This window comes from Neisseria sp. P0007.S010 (assembly GCF_051962875.1).
Classification (GTDB): Bacteria; Pseudomonadota; Gammaproteobacteria; order Burkholderiales; family Neisseriaceae; genus Neisseria; species Neisseria subflava_A.
This window is the reverse complement of record NZ_JBQCUX010000007.1, coordinates 1-15,570: the sequence shown is the minus strand read 5'-3', so window position 1 is coordinate 15,570 and position 15,570 is coordinate 1. Positions and strand designations below refer to the sequence as shown.

Sequence of the window (15,570 nt, the reverse complement as noted above, 5' to 3'; positions counted from 1 at the left end):
GTTTTCAGACGGCCTTGAATGTATGAAACTGCCAGCCCTGCCAATTCGTTATACAATACGTAACCATTGTTATTACACACACAACATGAATAAACCCTCTCCAATCTTTCCCATTTTTCTTGCTACGATTATCTTCGCCCTTATTGTTTGGTCAGGCATCAATCCCTATGACCGCGCGGTCTGGTACGCTGAAATCATCCCCGTAGCATCCGTATTCTTCCTTCTGGTTGCCACCTACCGCATTTTCCGCTTCAGCAACTTAGCCTACTTATTCATGAGTTTTTGGCTGATTATGCATTCCATCGGTGCATACTATACTTTTGCCGATGTGCCGTTTGAATCCATCAACCGCTTTGTCGAACCGATTTTGGGAGAAAACCGCAATCATTACGACCGTATTGCCCACTACATCATCGGCTTTTATGCCTACCCAATGGCTGAATGGCTGCTGCGTCGCAAGCTGTGCAACCTGCCGTTGGCCTTATTTTTCTCCCTATTCTTCATTATGAGCGTGGCTGCCGCCTATGAAATCATCGAATGGCAATATGCCGTCATCGACGGCGGAGAGGCCGGACTGGAATTCTTGGGTTCTCAAGGCGATATTTGGGACGCGCAAAAAGACATGCTTGCCGATACTTTGGGCGCGTTAACTTCTCTGTTTATTTTCGTGTTTACCCGACCCGATAAACGCTTGGGTTTCTCTTAAATCTACCCCTTTAAAGCAGAAGGCCGTCTGAAACCAGATTTTCAGACGGCCTTTTTTCATTTTTCTATCGCCATTATTGTAAAAATTAATAAATGCGATAGTTAAAAACATAAGCCGATTTTAAAACAAAATCCGTCATCAAAATTTTTAAGCACATGAAATATATAAAAAACAACGTCTGTTAAGATTTTGTAAACAATATGCCTACGTCAACCTGAATTTTTCGATTTGATTTAAGTCAGCATATCTTGTGTCATTAATCCATAAAATATTCGGAATTCTACAAAATATTGATTAACCCGATAGAGGTTATCATCAAGACGAGGAACACAAAATGCAGAAAATTCCAGAATTGGTCTGCCCCGCCGGCAACCTGCCTGCACTGAAAACCGCTGTGGACAACGGTGCGGACACGGTTTACATGGGTTTGAAAGATGCGACCAATGCACGAAACTTTCCAGGACTGAATTTCGATATGAAATCTGCGCGGGAAGGCGTAGCTTACGCCCATGCGCGCGGGCGCAATGTACTGATGGCCATCAATACATTCGCACAAGCCGGCCAAGTAGAGCGTTGGCACGCCGCTGTGGATACGGCGGCGGATTTGGGTGCCGATGCGATTATTGTTGCCGACCCCGCTATCATGGCGTATGCGACAGACAAACATCCGAATTTACGCCTGCATATGTCGGTACAAGGTTCGGCCACCAATTACGAAGCCATCAATATGATGAAAGAGCTATTCGGCATCCGTCGTGCCGTTTTGCCGCGCGTGCTGACCATCGATCAGGTCAAACATGTAATTGACAATACTGATGTGGAAATTGAAGTCTTTGGCTTCGGCAGTTTGTGTGTGATGGTGGAAGGCCGTTGCATCTTGTCGAGCTATGCAACAGGCGAATCGCCCAATATGCAAGGTGTCTGCTCTCCGGCAAAATCCGTCCGCTGGGAACAACTGCCCGACCGCATGAACGTACGTCTAAACCAGGTATTGATAGACCAATACAAACCCAATGAACCGGCAGGTTATCCAACCTTGTGCAAAGGCCGCTTTGAAGTCAATGATGAAACCTACTATGCTTTGGAAGAACCAACCAGCCTGAATGTTTTGGAAATGTTGCCCGAACTCATCAAAATCGGTGTATCCGCCATCAAAATCGAGGGACGCCAACGCAGTCCGATGTATACGGCGCAAGTAACCAAATCCCTGCGCCAAGCACTGGATGCAGCCGCAGCCGACCCGTCGCATTTCAAAGTCAATCCGTCCTGGAACAATGCCTTGAGCAAAGTTTCGGAAGGTCATCAGACAACTTTGGGCGCATACAACCGCCCATGGAAATAAGGGGAAGAAAATGAATTCATTGAAATTATCGCTGGGCCCTATTTTATTTTTCTGGCAAAAAGAAGCCCTACTGGAATTTTACGTTTCCATGCTGGATACGCCGTTGGATACGGTCTATTTGGGCGAGGTAGTCTGCTCACGCCGTCAGAAAATGCGCTTTGCCGACTGGTTCGGACTGGCTGAAGACTTGGCGGAAAGCGGTAAGGAGATTATTCTTTCTTCACAAGTCCTGCTCGAAAGCGAATCCGATCTGAAACGCCTGCGCAAAATCACGGAGCAGGGAAAGTTTAAAGTTGAAGCCAACGACATGGGTGCGGTCAAATTGGCACGCGAACACGGCATCCCGTTTGTTGCCGGCGCAAGCCTGAATATCTACAACGAAACCACTTTGGACGTATTCCGAAAATTAGGGGCATTCCGCTGGATTACACCGTCCGAGCTGAGCCGCGATAAGGTTGCCGAAATCATCAAGGCTTCAGACGGCATTGAAACCGAACTCTTCGCTTGGGGCAAAATGCCGCTTGCCTATTCATCACGTTGCTTTACCGCCCGCCATTACAATTTGAATAAAGACAGTTGCGAGTTCCGCTGCCTCGACCACGAGCACGGTATGGCCATGAATACGCGCGAAGGCCAGCCGTTTCTCACCATCAACGGCATCCAAACCATGTCTTACGGCTGCCAAAACCTACTGCCCCACCATGAAAACTTGAATAAAATCGGCGTGAATATGCTCAGACTGTCGCCACAAATGCACGGCATGGCTGAAATTATCCAAATTCACCGCGATGTATTGGACGGAAAAGCCACATGGGAAGATATCCGCCCCGAGTTGGAACGACTGACTACCGGAACACTGGTTGACGGCTATTGGCGCGGTCAGCCCGGTATTGAAACCGTGAAGGAGGCATATTATGGCGCTGCCTGAAATCATATTACCCAAATGGATGGCAAAAATCGGTACCAAACTTCCCGGCAAACCTCCACGCTTTGTTTTGGTCTCCGTATTGAATACCATGCTGAAAAAAGGTTTACTGCCTGCCGATATGGAACTTTTTGCCGGAAGAAAATTCGAAATCGAAGTTTTGGATGCCGGTATCAAAGTGCGGTTTAGTGCCGATACGGAAAAATTCCTGGACGACAACTTCAGCGGCGCCCCCGATCTGAGGTTGGCGGCCAATGGTATAGACTTCATGCGCATGATGATGCGCGAGGAAGATCCCGATACCTTATTTTTCAACCGTAAATTGCAAATCGAAGGCGATACGGAACTGGGGCTAATTACCAAAAACTTACTCGACAGCGTCGAGTGGCCTTTCAGCGAATGGTTCCTGAAACGCAGTACGTCCACTTTGGATTGATTAATTTTGGTTGAACCAAGAACAAAGGCCGTCTGAATGTTTCAGACAGCCTTATATATTTCACCTCTTTGATATGTCTGGTTTTATCAAATATAAAAAAGCGTACCTTATTAGGTACGCTTTTTTCAATCCGACTCAAAATTAGAATTTTGCGCCAGACTCATTTGCCATAAAGTCAACAGCTGCTTTAACTTCATCATCGCTCAGGCTACCATTGCCACCTTTAGCCGGCATAGAATTAAAGCCTTCGATAGCATGTTTGTGCAGAGTGTCTTTACCTTGTTTAATGCGAGGAGCCCAGTCTTCTTTTTTACCTACGACAGGAGCGCCTGGAATCAAACCGCCATGACATGTTTTACAGTTAGCTTCAAAAACAGCTTTGCCGTCTACCTTAACCGGAGCTGCTTCTGCTTTTTCAGCAGGTTTGGCTTCAGCAGCAGGAGCAGCTTTAGCATCTGAAGCAGCTTTATCGGCAGCAGGAACTGAAGCAGCCGCTGGAGCAGAAGCATCGGCAGGTTGAGCTGCCGGAGCAGGCTCGGCTTTTTTAGCAGGAGCTTTTTTACCGTCTTTGTTGGACAAACCCCAAACATAAGCGGTCATGATGTGCAGCTTGTCTTTGTCGAGGAAGTGACCCCAAGCAGGCATTTGGCTGCTGCGGCCGTTGGTAATGGTTTCGGTAATCGCTTTTTGAGTACCGCCCCACAACCATACATCGTCGGTCAGATTCGGGCCGAGGCCTTGGATACCTTGACCTTTGTCGCCGTGACAAGTGAAACAGTTGGCAGGTGGGCCGCTAAACAGGGCTTTACCGCGTTCTGCACGTTCTTCGTCGTATTGACCCTTAGGTTTAGAAAGAGACATAACATACTGTGTTACGTTTTTCACGCCTTCTTCACCCAAAGCAGGACCCCATGCAGGCATGGCGGCAGTACGGCCTTTTTCAATAGTTTCCTGAATTTTTTCAGGTTCGCCACCCCACAACCAGTCATCGTCAGTCAGATTTGGGAAGCCTTTAGAGCCTTTGGCGTCTGAACCGTGACATTGGATACAGTAGGTATTGAAAAGGTTTTGACCAATGGCACGTGCTTCAGGATTTTTAGCCACTTGGTCAATCGGCATTTTGGCAAACTTAGCATAAACTTGGCCGTATTCTTGTTCGGCTTTGGCAACCTCTTCTTCATACTGACCGTGGCTAGTCCAGCCCCAGATACCTTTAAAGTCACCGACACCCGGATACATGACCAAATAGCCGATACCGAAAATCCATGTCAGGACATACAGCCAAAACCACCAGCGTGGCAGAGGATGGTTATATTCTGAGATACCGTCCCACTCATGACCTGTAGTTTGTACTTCTTCGCCTTTTTTAGGGCGTTTCACAACGTTTTGTGAAAGCAGAAGCCAAGCCAAGCCGATGAAGCTGAGCACGACGATAGCTGCAATGTATATATTCCAGAAATTACTGGTAAAATGAGATGTTGTGTTCATTCTTTTGCTCCGTGATCACGGACTTACTGTTCTCGCCCGTCTTTTTGAGACGAGTCTTTATCATCATTCTCGAAAATACTGCTCGCAGCATCATCGTAGCTTTTCTTATTGCGTCTATTAAACACAATATAAAGGACTAAAATAAAGCTGATAAAAACCCAAACAGTAAAGAGCGAGCGAGCCCAGTTAGCGTCCATGATGTTACCTTACGTTTTTCAATGCCAAGCCCAAGCCTTGCAGATAAGCGACGACAGCGTCCAGCTCTGATTTGTTGGCCAACATTTCAGGTGCTTTGGCAATTTCTTCATCGCTGTAAGGCGTACCTACTTTACGCAGAGCTTTCATATGCGCCACAGTTGCCTCGGTATCAACTTTGTTGCGAGCGAGCCATGGGAATGAAGGCATATTGGACTCAGGCACAACGTCACGTGGGTTCAGCAAGTGGATGCGGTGCCATTCGTCAGAATAGCGACCACCGACACGAGCCAAATCCGGACCGGTACGTTTGGAACCCCATTGGAACGGATGGTCGTAAACAGACTCACCGGCAATAGAGTAGTGACCATAACGTTCGGTTTCTGCACGGAACGGACGAATCATTTGAGAGTGGCAGTTGTAGCAGCCTTCGCGTACGTAAATATCACGACCGGCCACTTGCAAGGCGTTGTATGGTTTTACGCCTGGCGCAGGTTCAGTAACTGCCTTGGAGAAGAACAGCGGGACGGCCTCAATCAGAAAGCCGACGCTGACAACAAGCAGGGTGAATACAATCAGTACACCGACTTTTTCTTCAGCTAATTGTTGCAATTTCATTTTGGTAGCCTATCTTTCTTATTATTAGTGGTGTTGGGTTTGAGAAACCGCAGGAATCTCAGCATCAACCGCTTTACCACTGATGGCTGTACGGTAAACGTTGTATGCCATCATCAGCATACCGCTCAGGTACAGAAGACCGCCGGCAAAACGAATCATGTAGTAAGGCATGGTACGTTTTACAGATTCGACAAAGGAATAAGTCAGTGTGCCGTCTTCGTTCAAAGAACCCCACATCAGGCCTTGCATCACACCGGCAATCCACATCGCGGCGATATACAGAACCACACCGATGGTTGCAATCCAGAAATGCGCTTCAACCAGTTTGGTGCTGTACATTTCGTTTTTACCGAAGAGGCGTGGGATCATATAGTAAACGGAACCGATGGTTACGAAGCCTACCCAACCCAATGCACCGGCATGAACGTGCGCAACAGTCCAGTCAGTGTAGTGGCTCAGAGCGTTAACCGTTTTGATAGACATCATTGGACCTTCGAAGGTAGACATACCGTAGAAGGACAGAGATACGATCAAGAATTTCAAAATCGGGTCGGTACGCAGTTTGTCCCATGCACCAGACAGAGTCATGATACCGTTGATCATACCGCCCCAAGAAGGTGCGAACAGGATCAAAGACAATACCATACCCAAAGATTGAGTCCAGTCAGGCAATGCGGTGTAGTGCAAGTGGTGAGAACCTGCCCACATATAAGTGAAAATCAAAGCCCAGAAGTGAACAACGGACAAGCGGTAAGAGTAAATAGGACGGCCTGCTTGTTTTGGTACGAAGTAGTACATCATACCCAAGAAGCCGGCTGTCAGGAAAAAGCCCACCGCATTGTGGCCATACCACCATTGAACCATCGCATCAATCGCACCAGAGTAAACCGGGTAAGATTTCATCAAACCGGCAGGGATGCTGATATTATTGATGATGTGCAACAGCGCAACAGCCAAGATGAAGCCGCCGTAGAACCAGTTGGCAACGTAAATATGTTTGATTTTACGTTTGGCAATCGTACCGAAGAATACGATGGCGTAGGCAACCCACACCAGCGTAATCAAAATATCGATAGGCCATTCCAACTCGGCGTATTCTTTACCTTGGGTGTAACCCATAGGCAAGCTGATAGCCGCAGCCACGATGACAGCCTGCCAACCCCAGAAGGTAAATGCAGGCAACCAACCGCCAAACAGACGGGTATTACATGTACGTTGAACAACGTAGTATGATGTACCAATCAGACCGCAACCACCGAATGCAAAAATAACCGCATTGGTATGCAGCGGACGCAGGCGACCAAAGTGGAACCAAGGTCCAATTTCAGATAAATCAAGGGATGGAGCAAATAATTGGGCGGCTACAATTACACCGACCAACATGCCCACAATACCCCAAACTACAGTCATGATGGCGAACTGGCGCACCACTTTGTAGTTATAAGTTTGTGTGTCCATGGAAGTCTCCATAAATTATGGGTATAAAAAATTTTTATCTCACCCCAACCCTTACGTTTATGAAAAGCGCAATACGGCTAAGGCTCAAATTTTTCTAAATTTAACATAGACACCACAACATGCCAAGCAAAATTACATTCCACATTGCATAAAACCTTTAGTGAGAGATAATCTCATTTCTTTTATAATCAATAAATTATTTAAACATATCCAATAAATCGGACACAGCATTTTTTCAAGCCCCCTTTTTCGTACAGTTTTATTGATATAGATTAAGCCTACCCTTTAAAACCCCTTCCTCTTAATAAACTTTAGCAAATTAACCAATAGCCATGATTAATTACAAAATTACCCCCAACTTTCTGTCTCATGAATGGCACATCACCTTATCATTCACTCAAACCAATGATTCAGAAACAGAAATCAGCTTACCCAACTGGGTACCCGGCAGCTACCTCATCCGTGACTTTGCCCGCCACATCACACACATCAACGCGCGCTGCAACGGCAAAACCCAGCCGCTGATACAAACCAGCAAAAACCATTGGCAAACCCCGGCCCTCAGCGGAGCGTGGGAAATTTACTACACTATTTACGCATTCGACTTGTCTGTACGCGGCTCATTCCTCAGTATTGAGCGCGGCTTTTTCGACGGCGCGTGCCTATTCTTAAAAGTACACGGACAAGAGCAACAACCTCACCAAGTCGAATTTCCTACCCTGCCACACACATGGCAGATAGCCACCACCCTGCCACAAATTTCGGCGACCACTTTTCAGACGGCCTCATATGCCGAGCTTATTGATCACCCCGTTGAAACAGGCATCATCGAATTCCTCGACTTTGAAGCACAAGGCATCCCCCACCGTATTGCATTAAGCGGTATCTATCCTGATTTCGACCGCGCCCGCTTCCTCGCCGATATTCAAAAAATCTGCGAAACCGAGTTGGCGATGTTCCCCTCCCCTGCCCCGTTTACCGAATACCTTTTCTTACTACATCTGGGCGACAACCTCTACGGTGGGCTGGAACACATCAGCAGCACCGCCCTGCTCGCCGACCGCCACAGTCTGCCATCTTATGATATGGGCGAAGCCGACAAAGCCTATACCGAACTGCTCGGCCTCTTTTCCCATGAATACTTCCACGCATGGAACGTCAAATCCATCAAACCGGCCGTCTTCGCACCTTACAATCTCGATCAAGAAAACTACACCGAGCAACTTTGGGCATTTGAAGGCATTACGTCCTACTACGACGACCTTTTTCTAGCCCGAAGCAAAACCATCAGTCCCGAAGCCTACCTTACTCTGCTTGCACAAAGCATCACACGCGTACAGCAGACACAAGGCCGTCTGAAACAAACCCTTGCCCAATCCAGTTTCAGCGCATGGGACAAGTTCTACAAACAAGACGAAAACAGCCCCAACGCCATCGTCAGCTACTATCAAAAAGGCGCACTGGCCGCACTTTGCCTCGACCTTATCATCCGTGAAAAAAGCCAAGGCAAATACACCCTCGACAGCGTGATGCAGCAACACTATCGCGACTGGCGCAATACTCATCAAGGCATACCCGAAAAACACTGGCAATCCCGTTGTCAAGAAATAACCGGTTTAGATTTAGAAACCTTCTTTCAGACGGCCTTATACAGCACCGAAGACCTTCCGCTCGCAGAATGCCTGCAAAGCGTAGGTGTCAAACTTGACTTCATCCCCCTGCCACGCCAGCACGGCGGAGCATTTGCCAGCGAACCCCAATTGGTTGCCCCCGCCAACGATCTGGGCGCACGTTTCAAACAAAGCAGCGATCATGCCGTCCTGACTCATGTATTTAATAGCGGTAGCGCAGAAAATGCCGGACTCTGCCCGCAAGACAAAATCATCGCCCTAGGCGGCTATGCCTGCAACGACCTTGCAGCGCAGTGGAGCAAACTGCCTATCGGCACGCGCACTACCATCCATTTCTTCCGCCAAGGCCTATTGCGCGAGACCAGCATCACAGTTCAAGCAGCAGAAGCCAATACCGCCCTACTGCACATTACCGATCGCCAAAAACTCGAAAACTGGTTGTACAATCATTAAATAAAACTTCAAACGGCCTGCCACTTCCTAGGCCGTCTGAAATCTACATATCCATTTAATATAAAGAAAGGAAAAACTATGCCCATCCGTAAACTGACCGACTCCCTCTATATCGCCCCCCAACTGACCGAAGCAGATGTCCAAGAAGCCGTACGTCTCGGCATCAAAACCATCATCTGCAACCGCCCGGACGGCGAAGAAGAAAACCAACCGGCTTTTGCCGAAGTACAAAACTGGTTTAAAGAGGCCGGCATCAACCAATTTTCCCACCTGCCCGTCGTTGCGCCTCAAATCAACGCAGCCGATGTTGCAGCCTTCCAAAATCTGTTGCAACAATCTCCGGCTCCCATTCTTGCCTTCTGCCGTACCGGTACTCGCTGCTCCCTGCTTTGGGGTTATCATCAAGTGCAACACGGCGCATCCGTAGCCGAAGTAGTTGCCGCAGCCGAGCAGGCAGGCGTCAATCTCAGCAACTTTGAAGCCCGCCTACAAGAAGCCAAAGATAAAGGTTTGGCTTAATACTTAATTTATATAAGTAGCAGCCTTTAAACCGATCAGGCCGTCTGAAACCCATTTTTCAGACGGCCTAATGACTTTTATTCACAATCAAACCTTATTTTTAATTTATTTCCACTATCCTAAAAATATATTTTCTAAATCAAGCCCGAATTGACCTGTATCAATACCCTAACCCTATTTTCATTTATAATGCCTTTCAATGCTTCAGGGCCTAGCCCGAATCCTCCAGTTTTCCTCTATAAGAGCCAGCTCTCTTATTAAATGATTTTTCTTTCCTCTTGATGTGTGTGTGTTTGGGTGTGGCCGAAAGCCACCCCCTTTTTTTATACCTACCCTCTTTAAGGCCGAGACCTTTGCAAAATTCCCCAAAATCCCCTAAATTCCAACCAAGACATTTAGGGGATTTTGGGGAATTTTGCAAAGGTCTCAATATGCCTGTGTTGGACGTGATTTCCGCCGGCGCGAAAGCCGCGCTGACAACGACGCGCAACAATAAAATCGGCATTATCGCCACCAATACGACAGTCAACAGCAATGCTTATGCGCGCGCCATCCATAGGAACAACCCTGATACGCTCGTCCGCACGCAGGCTGCGCCGCTGCTCGTCCCTTTGGTGGAGGAAGGTTGGTTGGAACATGAAGTTACCCGCCTGACCGTATGCGAATACCTCAAACCATTGCTTGCAGACGGCATCGATACGCTGGTGTTGGGCTGCACGCACTTTCCCTTGCTCAAGCCCTTAATCGGTAGGGAGGCGGGTAATGTCACGTTGGTTGATTCTGCAATTACGACGGCTGAAGAAACAGCACGCGTCCTTGCGCAGGAGGGATTACTCAATACTGACAACAATAATCCCGACTATCGTTTTTATGTCAGCGATATTCCTTTGAAATTCAGAATGATAGGCGAACGTTTTCTAAGTAGAACGATGGAGCAGATTGAAATGGTGTCTTTGGGTTAGGCAAGGTTTGCTCAAACACCCGCATATCCGGAGTAAGGATGTGCGGGTGTTTTTTGTGAAGGTACGTCAGAAAATGTTTGCAAATTACATTTTAAGTTAATAAAATATAAACTATTATCATTTTTAAAAAAGTTGATATGAAAAATTCACTTATTGCCCAAGCAGCCGGTATCCTGCCTGTGCTGCTGCTTTCTGCCTGCGCGGGTGGCGGCAGTTTCGATTTGGACAGCGTGGAAACGAAACAGCACAACCCGCAGTCCGAAGCACCGAAATACCAAGACGAACAGACTGAAAAACCGGCAAAACCCGATGAAGCGCAGGCGGCGGAAAACGACCGTCCGGTTTACGGTTTTGCAGCCAAAATACCGCGTCGGAACTGGCACCCGAAAAATAAAGAAGATCATAAGGCATTATCAGAAGCGGATTGGGAGAAATTAGGTGCGGGTGAGCCGGGTGAGTTTCCCCAAAAGAATGAGATTTTTGCGATGGATAAGGGTACGCTGAACGAATCCATCACAACGGGCGATGGCAAAAGCCGTGTGGAAGGATACACGGATTTCCAATATGTCCGCTCGGGCTATATCTACCGCAACGGTGCCAATAAAATCGATTTCAAAAACAATATCGCCCTTTCCGGCGCGGACGGCTACCTTTTCTACAAAGGCAGCAATCCTTCCCAAGCTCTGCCGATGGGCAAGTCGATTTACAAAGGCACTTGGGATTATGTAACCGATGCCAAGGAAAAACAGAAGTTTTCCCAGTTGGGTAATTCGCAAGCGGGCGATAGGTACGGGGCTTTGTCTGCCGAGGAAGCGGATGTGTTGCGCAATAAAAGCGAGGCACCGGAAGGTCAGACCGATTTTGGGCTGACCAGCGAGTTTGAGGTGGACTTCGCCGCCAAGACCATGACCGGCGCGCTCTACCGCAATAACCGGATTACCCATAACGAAACCGAAAATAAAGCCAAACAAATTAAACGTTACGACATTCAGGCTAACCTGCACGGTAACCGTTTCAAAGGTAAGGCGTTGGCTGCAGATAAAGATACTGGGAACGGTCATCCCTTTATTTCTGATTCTGATAGTCTGGAAGGTGGTTTCTACGGGCCTCAGGGCGATGAGTTGGGCGGCAAGTTTTTGGCAAACGATAAGAAAGTGCTTGCCGTATTCAGCGCGAAACAGAAAGACGGTGCAGAAAAACCATTGGCTGAAACCTTTATGGACGCTTACCGCATCGGTGCGGATTTTGTGAAAAAACAGATAGACAGCTTTGGCAACGTGGCCAAACTGCTGATTGACGGCGTAGAGCTTGCGCTTGTGCCGTCCGAAGGCACTCAGACGGCATTCCAGCATGTATTTGAGAAAGACGGTGTGAAGGTGTCGGTATGCTGCTCCAATTTGGATTACCTGCATTTCGGGGTGTTGGAACACGGCGGTTCGCACGATATGTTCCTGCAGGGCAGCCGTACGCCGGTTTCCGATATACCTGTAACGGCGGGAGAGGCGTTATATCGCGGTACATGGTCGGGTACTATTGTTAATGGTACGAGCTGGAGTGCCGAACCTTCCAATAAGGAAGGCGGTAACCGGGCGGAATTTAAAGTTAATTTTGCCGAGAAAACCCTCAACGGTATGCTGACGGCGAAAGACCGTATTGCCCCCGTATTCACCATCACTGCCACGATTCAGGGCAACGGTTTTTCAGGTGTGGCGAAAACCGGTGAAAACGGCTTTGCATTAGATCCGAAAAATACCATCGATCCGAAACGGACGAATATCCGTGCAGATGTGTCCGGCGGCTTCTACGGCAAAACCGCCATTGAGATGGGCGGATCGTTCTCCGGAAATACATTGGAGGGAGAAAGCGGCAAGGCGGCAGTGGTATTCGGTACGAAACGCCAACAGCTTGTCCGGTAAACTGGGCTGCCGGTTGACAGAGGAAAGTTCTTCAGACGGCATATCGGCTTTAAATGCCGTCTGAAGGCAGCAAGTAGAGAAATGATATGAAACAGCAACATTTGTTCCGATTAAATATTTTATGCCTGTCGCTGATGACTGCGCTGCCTGCTTATGCGGATGTTTTACCGTCTGGACAAGTGTGGGAAAAGCAGCTCGATACCGTGCAGGTCAATGCGAAAAAACAGAAAACCCGCCGTGATAACGAAGTAACCGGGCTGGGCAAGCTGGTCAAATCTTCCGAGACGCTAAGTAAAGAACAGGTTTTGAATATCCGAGACCTGACCCGTTACGATCCGGGTATTGCCGTGGTCGAACAGGGTCGGGGCGCAAGTTCCGGCTATTCAATACGCGGCATGGATAAAAACCGCGTTTCCTTAACGGTAGACGGCGTTTCGCAAATACAGTCCTACACCGCGCAGGCGGCATTGGGTGGGACGAGGACGGCGGGCAGCAGCGGCGCAATCAATGAAATTGAGTATGAAAACGTTAAGGCCGTTGAAATCAGCAAGGGTTCGAATTCATCAGAATACGGAAACGGCGCATTGGCAGGTTCGGTCGCATTTCAAACCAAAACCGCAGCCGACATTATCGGAGAGGGAAAACAGTGGGGCATTCAGAGTAAAACTGCCTATTCTGGAAAAGACCATGCCCTGACACAGTCCCTTGCGCTTGCAGGACGCAGCGGCGGCGCGGAAGCCCTCCTTATTTATACTAAACGGTGGGGGCAGGAAATCCATGCGCATAAAGATGCTGGTAAAGGTGTGCAGAGTTTCAACCGGCTGATGCCGGTCGAGGATACCCATCCGTACGCAAATTTCATTGTCGAAGAGGAATGTTCCAATGGATATGCGGCCTGTAAAGACAATGCGAAAAAAGATGCTTTGGCCAAAGATGAGCGCAAAACCGTCAGCACGCAGGATTATACCGGCCCCAGCCGCTTCCTTGCGGACCCGCTTGAGTATGGCAGCCAATCATGGCTGTTCCGACCGGGTTGGCATTTGGACAACCGCCATTATGTCGGAGCCGTTCTTGAACGTACGCAGCAGACCTTTGATACACGGGATATGACTGTTCCTGCCTATTTTACCGAGGCCGATCTGAATGAAAGTGTCCGGAGAAACGGTACGCCGAGCGGCTTTGGCAAATATTCGGGCAATAATAAGGCCGAAAGGCTGTTTGTTCAGGGAGAGGGCGGTACATTGCAGGGTATCGGTTACGGTACCGGCGTGTTTTATGATGAACGCCATACTAAAAACCGGTACGGGGTCGAATATGTTTACCATAATGCTGACAAGGATACCTGGGCCGATTACGCCCGACTTTCTTATGACCGGCAAGGTATAGATTTGGACAACCGTTTGCAGCAGACGCATTGCTCTCACGACGGTTCGGATAAAAATTGCCGTCCCGACGGCAATAAACCGTATTCCTTCTATAAATCCGACCGGATGATTTATGAAGAAAGCCGAAACCTGTTCCAAGCAGTATTTAAAAAGGCATTTGATACGGCCAAAATCCGTCACAATTTGAGTATCAATCTAGGGTACGACCGCTTTAAGTCGCAATTGTCCCACAGCGATTATTATCTTCAAAACGCAGTTCAGGCATATGGATCGAAAATCCCGGAAGGGGCGCAGTCACCCAACGGAAGCCAAGGCAAACCGTATTGGGTGTCTATCGGCAAGACCACGGTCAATACATCGCCGATATGCCGTTTCGGCAATAACACCTATACAGACTGCACACCGAGGAATATCGGCGGCAACGGTTATTATGCAGCCGTTCAAGACAATGTTCGTTTGGGCAGGTGGGCGGATGTCGGAGCAGGCATACGTTACGATTATCGCAGTACGCATTCGGAAGATAAGAGTGTCTCTACCGGCACTCACCGCAACCTTTCTTGGAACGCAGGCGTAGTCCTCAAGCCTTTCACCTGGATGGATTTGACTTATCGCGCTTCTACGGGCTTCCGTCTACCGTCGTTTGCCGAAATGTACGGCTGGAGAGCCGGGGAGTCTTTGAAAACGTTGGATCTGAAACCGGAAAAATCCTTTAATAGAGAGACAGGTATTGTATTTAAAGGGGACTTCGGCAATTTGGAAGCCAGCTATTTCAACAATGCTTATCGCGACCTGATTGCATTCGGTTATGAAACCCGAACTCAAAACGGGCAAACTTCGGCTTCTGGCGACCCCGGATATCGAAATGCTCAAAATGCACGGATAGCCGGTATCAATATTTTGGGTAAAATCGATTGGCACGGTGTATGGGGCGGGTTGCCGGACGGGTTGTATTCCACGCTTGCCTATAACCGTATCAAGGTCAAAGATGCCGATATACGCGCCGACAGGACGTTTGTAACTTCATATCTCTTTGATGCCGTCCAACCTTCACGATATGTATTGGGTTTGGGTTACGACCATCCTGACGGAATATGGGGCATCAATACGATGTTTACTTATTCCAAGGCAAAATCTGTTGACGAACTGCTAGGCAGCCAGGCGCTGTTGAACGGTAATGCCAATGCTAAAAAAGCAGCATCACGGCGGACGCGGCCTTGGCATGTTACGGATGTTTCCGGATATTACAATATCAAGAAACACCTGACCCTGCGCGCAGGCGTGTATAACCTCTTCAACTACCGGTATACCACTTGGGAGTCTGTAAGGCAGACTGCCGAAGGAGCGGTCAATAGGCACAATAATGTTGGCAGGTATAACCGCTACGCCGCACCGGGACGAAATTACACCCTGACTTTGGAGATGAAGTTTTAACCTAAGCAACCGTGCATCAAGGCAATAGGAGACCTTTGCAAAATTCCCCAAAATCCCCTAAATTCCCACCAAGACATTTAGGGGATTTTCCATGAGCACCTTCTT

The 15,570-nt window shown here is 48.3% G+C and carries 12 protein-coding genes and 1 pseudogene; 9 read left to right on the top strand and 4 right to left on the bottom strand.

Features of this window, described 5'->3' with window-relative positions; translation table 11 throughout:
- Nucleotides 1-85 precede the first annotated feature (85 nt).
- The 4 genes from ACTHR7_RS06380 to ubiT all read left to right on the top strand — a co-directional run bounded on the left by ACTHR7_RS06380 (nt 86) and on the right by ubiT (nt 3,409).
- Nucleotides 86-706, top strand: coding sequence for a DUF2238 domain-containing protein (locus tag ACTHR7_RS06380; protein ID WP_440370532.1), 621 nt, complete (start codon nt 86-88; stop codon nt 704-706).
- 334 nt (nt 707-1,040) lie between these two features.
- Nucleotides 1,041-2,048 (top strand): ubiquinone anaerobic biosynthesis protein UbiU, encoded by a 1,008-nt coding sequence (gene ubiU, locus ACTHR7_RS06375; RefSeq protein ID WP_070646652.1) that lies wholly within the window; start codon nt 1,041-1,043, stop codon nt 2,046-2,048.
- 10 nt (nt 2,049-2,058) lie between these two features.
- Nucleotides 2,059-2,976: a U32 family peptidase gene (locus tag ACTHR7_RS06370; RefSeq protein ID WP_070646651.1), complete on the top strand. Its 918-nt coding sequence runs from the start codon at nt 2,059-2,061 to the stop codon at nt 2,974-2,976.
- A complete protein-coding gene (gene ubiT / locus ACTHR7_RS06365; protein ID WP_049323906.1) occupies nt 2,963-3,409 on the top strand; it encodes a ubiquinone anaerobic biosynthesis accessory factor UbiT in 447 nt (148 codons plus the stop codon). The genes ACTHR7_RS06370 and ubiT overlap by 14 nt, the downstream gene beginning before the upstream one ends.
- 141 nt (nt 3,410-3,550) lie before the next feature.
- On the opposite strand, the gene ccoP is transcribed toward ubiT, so the two are convergent.
- The 4 genes from ccoP to ccoN are packed head-to-tail and all read right to left on the bottom strand — an operon-like array spanning nt 3,551 to nt 7,168.
- Complete coding sequence (ccoP, locus tag ACTHR7_RS06360) at nt 3,551-4,897, bottom strand: cytochrome-c oxidase, cbb3-type subunit III (protein WP_107868268.1); 1,347 nt, start codon at nt 4,895-4,897, stop codon at nt 3,551-3,553.
- Nucleotides 4,898-4,920: 23 nt separating this feature from the next.
- On the bottom strand, nt 4,921-5,094 hold the full coding sequence (locus tag ACTHR7_RS06355; RefSeq protein WP_107868269.1) for a cbb3-type cytochrome oxidase subunit 3: 174 nt from the start codon (nt 5,092-5,094) through the stop codon (nt 4,921-4,923).
- 4 nt (nt 5,095-5,098) lie between these two features.
- Nucleotides 5,099-5,710, bottom strand: a complete 612-nt coding sequence (gene ccoO, locus ACTHR7_RS06350) for a cytochrome-c oxidase, cbb3-type subunit II (RefSeq protein WP_107868270.1) — start codon at nt 5,708-5,710, stop codon at nt 5,099-5,101.
- Nucleotides 5,711-5,734: 24 nt separating this feature from the next.
- Nucleotides 5,735-7,168, bottom strand: a complete 1,434-nt coding sequence (gene ccoN / locus ACTHR7_RS06345; protein ID WP_199900813.1) for a cytochrome-c oxidase, cbb3-type subunit I — start codon at nt 7,166-7,168, stop codon at nt 5,735-5,737.
- A gap of 332 nt (nt 7,169-7,500) precedes the next feature.
- Between ccoN and ACTHR7_RS06340 the strand changes: the two genes are divergently transcribed.
- The 5 genes and pseudogenes from ACTHR7_RS06340 (at nt 7,501) to ACTHR7_RS06320 (ending at nt 15,465) form a co-directional block, all read left to right on the top strand.
- Nucleotides 7,501-9,252, top strand: a complete 1,752-nt coding sequence (locus tag ACTHR7_RS06340) for a M61 family metallopeptidase (protein ID WP_107868272.1) — start codon at nt 7,501-7,503, stop codon at nt 9,250-9,252.
- Between the two features lie 78 nt (nt 9,253-9,330).
- Entirely contained in the window at nt 9,331-9,771 is a 441-nt protein-coding gene (locus tag ACTHR7_RS06335; protein WP_107868273.1) for a TIGR01244 family sulfur transferase, read from the top strand.
- A 428-nt stretch (nt 9,772-10,199) separates the two neighbouring features.
- Nucleotides 10,200-10,733 (top strand): annotated as a pseudogene (locus ACTHR7_RS06330) (glutamate racemase); the annotation flags it as partial.
- Between the two features lie 137 nt (nt 10,734-10,870).
- Nucleotides 10,871-12,649, top strand: a complete 1,779-nt coding sequence (locus ACTHR7_RS06325; protein ID WP_293206794.1) for a transferrin-binding protein-like solute binding protein — start codon at nt 10,871-10,873, stop codon at nt 12,647-12,649.
- 86 nt (nt 12,650-12,735) lie between these two features.
- Complete coding sequence (locus ACTHR7_RS06320) at nt 12,736-15,465, top strand: lactoferrin/transferrin family TonB-dependent receptor (protein WP_440370531.1); 2,730 nt, start codon at nt 12,736-12,738, stop codon at nt 15,463-15,465.
- Nucleotides 15,466-15,570 lie beyond the last annotated feature (105 nt).

Excerpts from the sequence above, each read along its gene's own strand:
- ACTHR7_RS06325 (WP_293206794.1), top strand. The coding sequence starts at position 10,871 with ATGAAAAATTCACTTATTGCCCAAGCAGCCGGTATCCTGCCTGTGCTG.
- ccoP (WP_107868268.1), bottom strand. The coding sequence starts at position 4,897 with ATGAACACAACATCTCATTTTACCAGTAATTTCTGGAATATATACATT.
- ccoO (WP_107868270.1), bottom strand. The coding sequence starts at position 5,710 with ATGAAATTGCAACAATTAGCTGAAGAAAAAGTCGGTGTACTGATTGTA.
- ccoN (WP_199900813.1), bottom strand. The coding sequence starts at position 7,168 with ATGGACACACAAACTTATAACTACAAAGTGGTGCGCCAGTTCGCCATC.
- ACTHR7_RS06370 (WP_070646651.1), top strand. The coding sequence starts at position 2,059 with ATGAATTCATTGAAATTATCGCTGGGCCCTATTTTATTTTTCTGGCAA.
- ACTHR7_RS06380 (WP_440370532.1), top strand. The coding sequence starts at position 86 with ATGAATAAACCCTCTCCAATCTTTCCCATTTTTCTTGCTACGATTATC.
- ACTHR7_RS06335 (WP_107868273.1), top strand. The coding sequence starts at position 9,331 with ATGCCCATCCGTAAACTGACCGACTCCCTCTATATCGCCCCCCAACTG.
- ubiU (WP_070646652.1), top strand. The coding sequence starts at position 1,041 with ATGCAGAAAATTCCAGAATTGGTCTGCCCCGCCGGCAACCTGCCTGCA.
- ubiT (WP_049323906.1), top strand. The coding sequence starts at position 2,963 with ATGGCGCTGCCTGAAATCATATTACCCAAATGGATGGCAAAAATCGGT.
- ACTHR7_RS06320 (WP_440370531.1), top strand. The coding sequence starts at position 12,736 with ATGAAACAGCAACATTTGTTCCGATTAAATATTTTATGCCTGTCGCTG.
- ACTHR7_RS06340 (WP_107868272.1), top strand. The coding sequence starts at position 7,501 with ATGATTAATTACAAAATTACCCCCAACTTTCTGTCTCATGAATGGCAC.
- ACTHR7_RS06355 (WP_107868269.1), bottom strand. The coding sequence starts at position 5,094 with ATGGACGCTAACTGGGCTCGCTCGCTCTTTACTGTTTGGGTTTTTATC.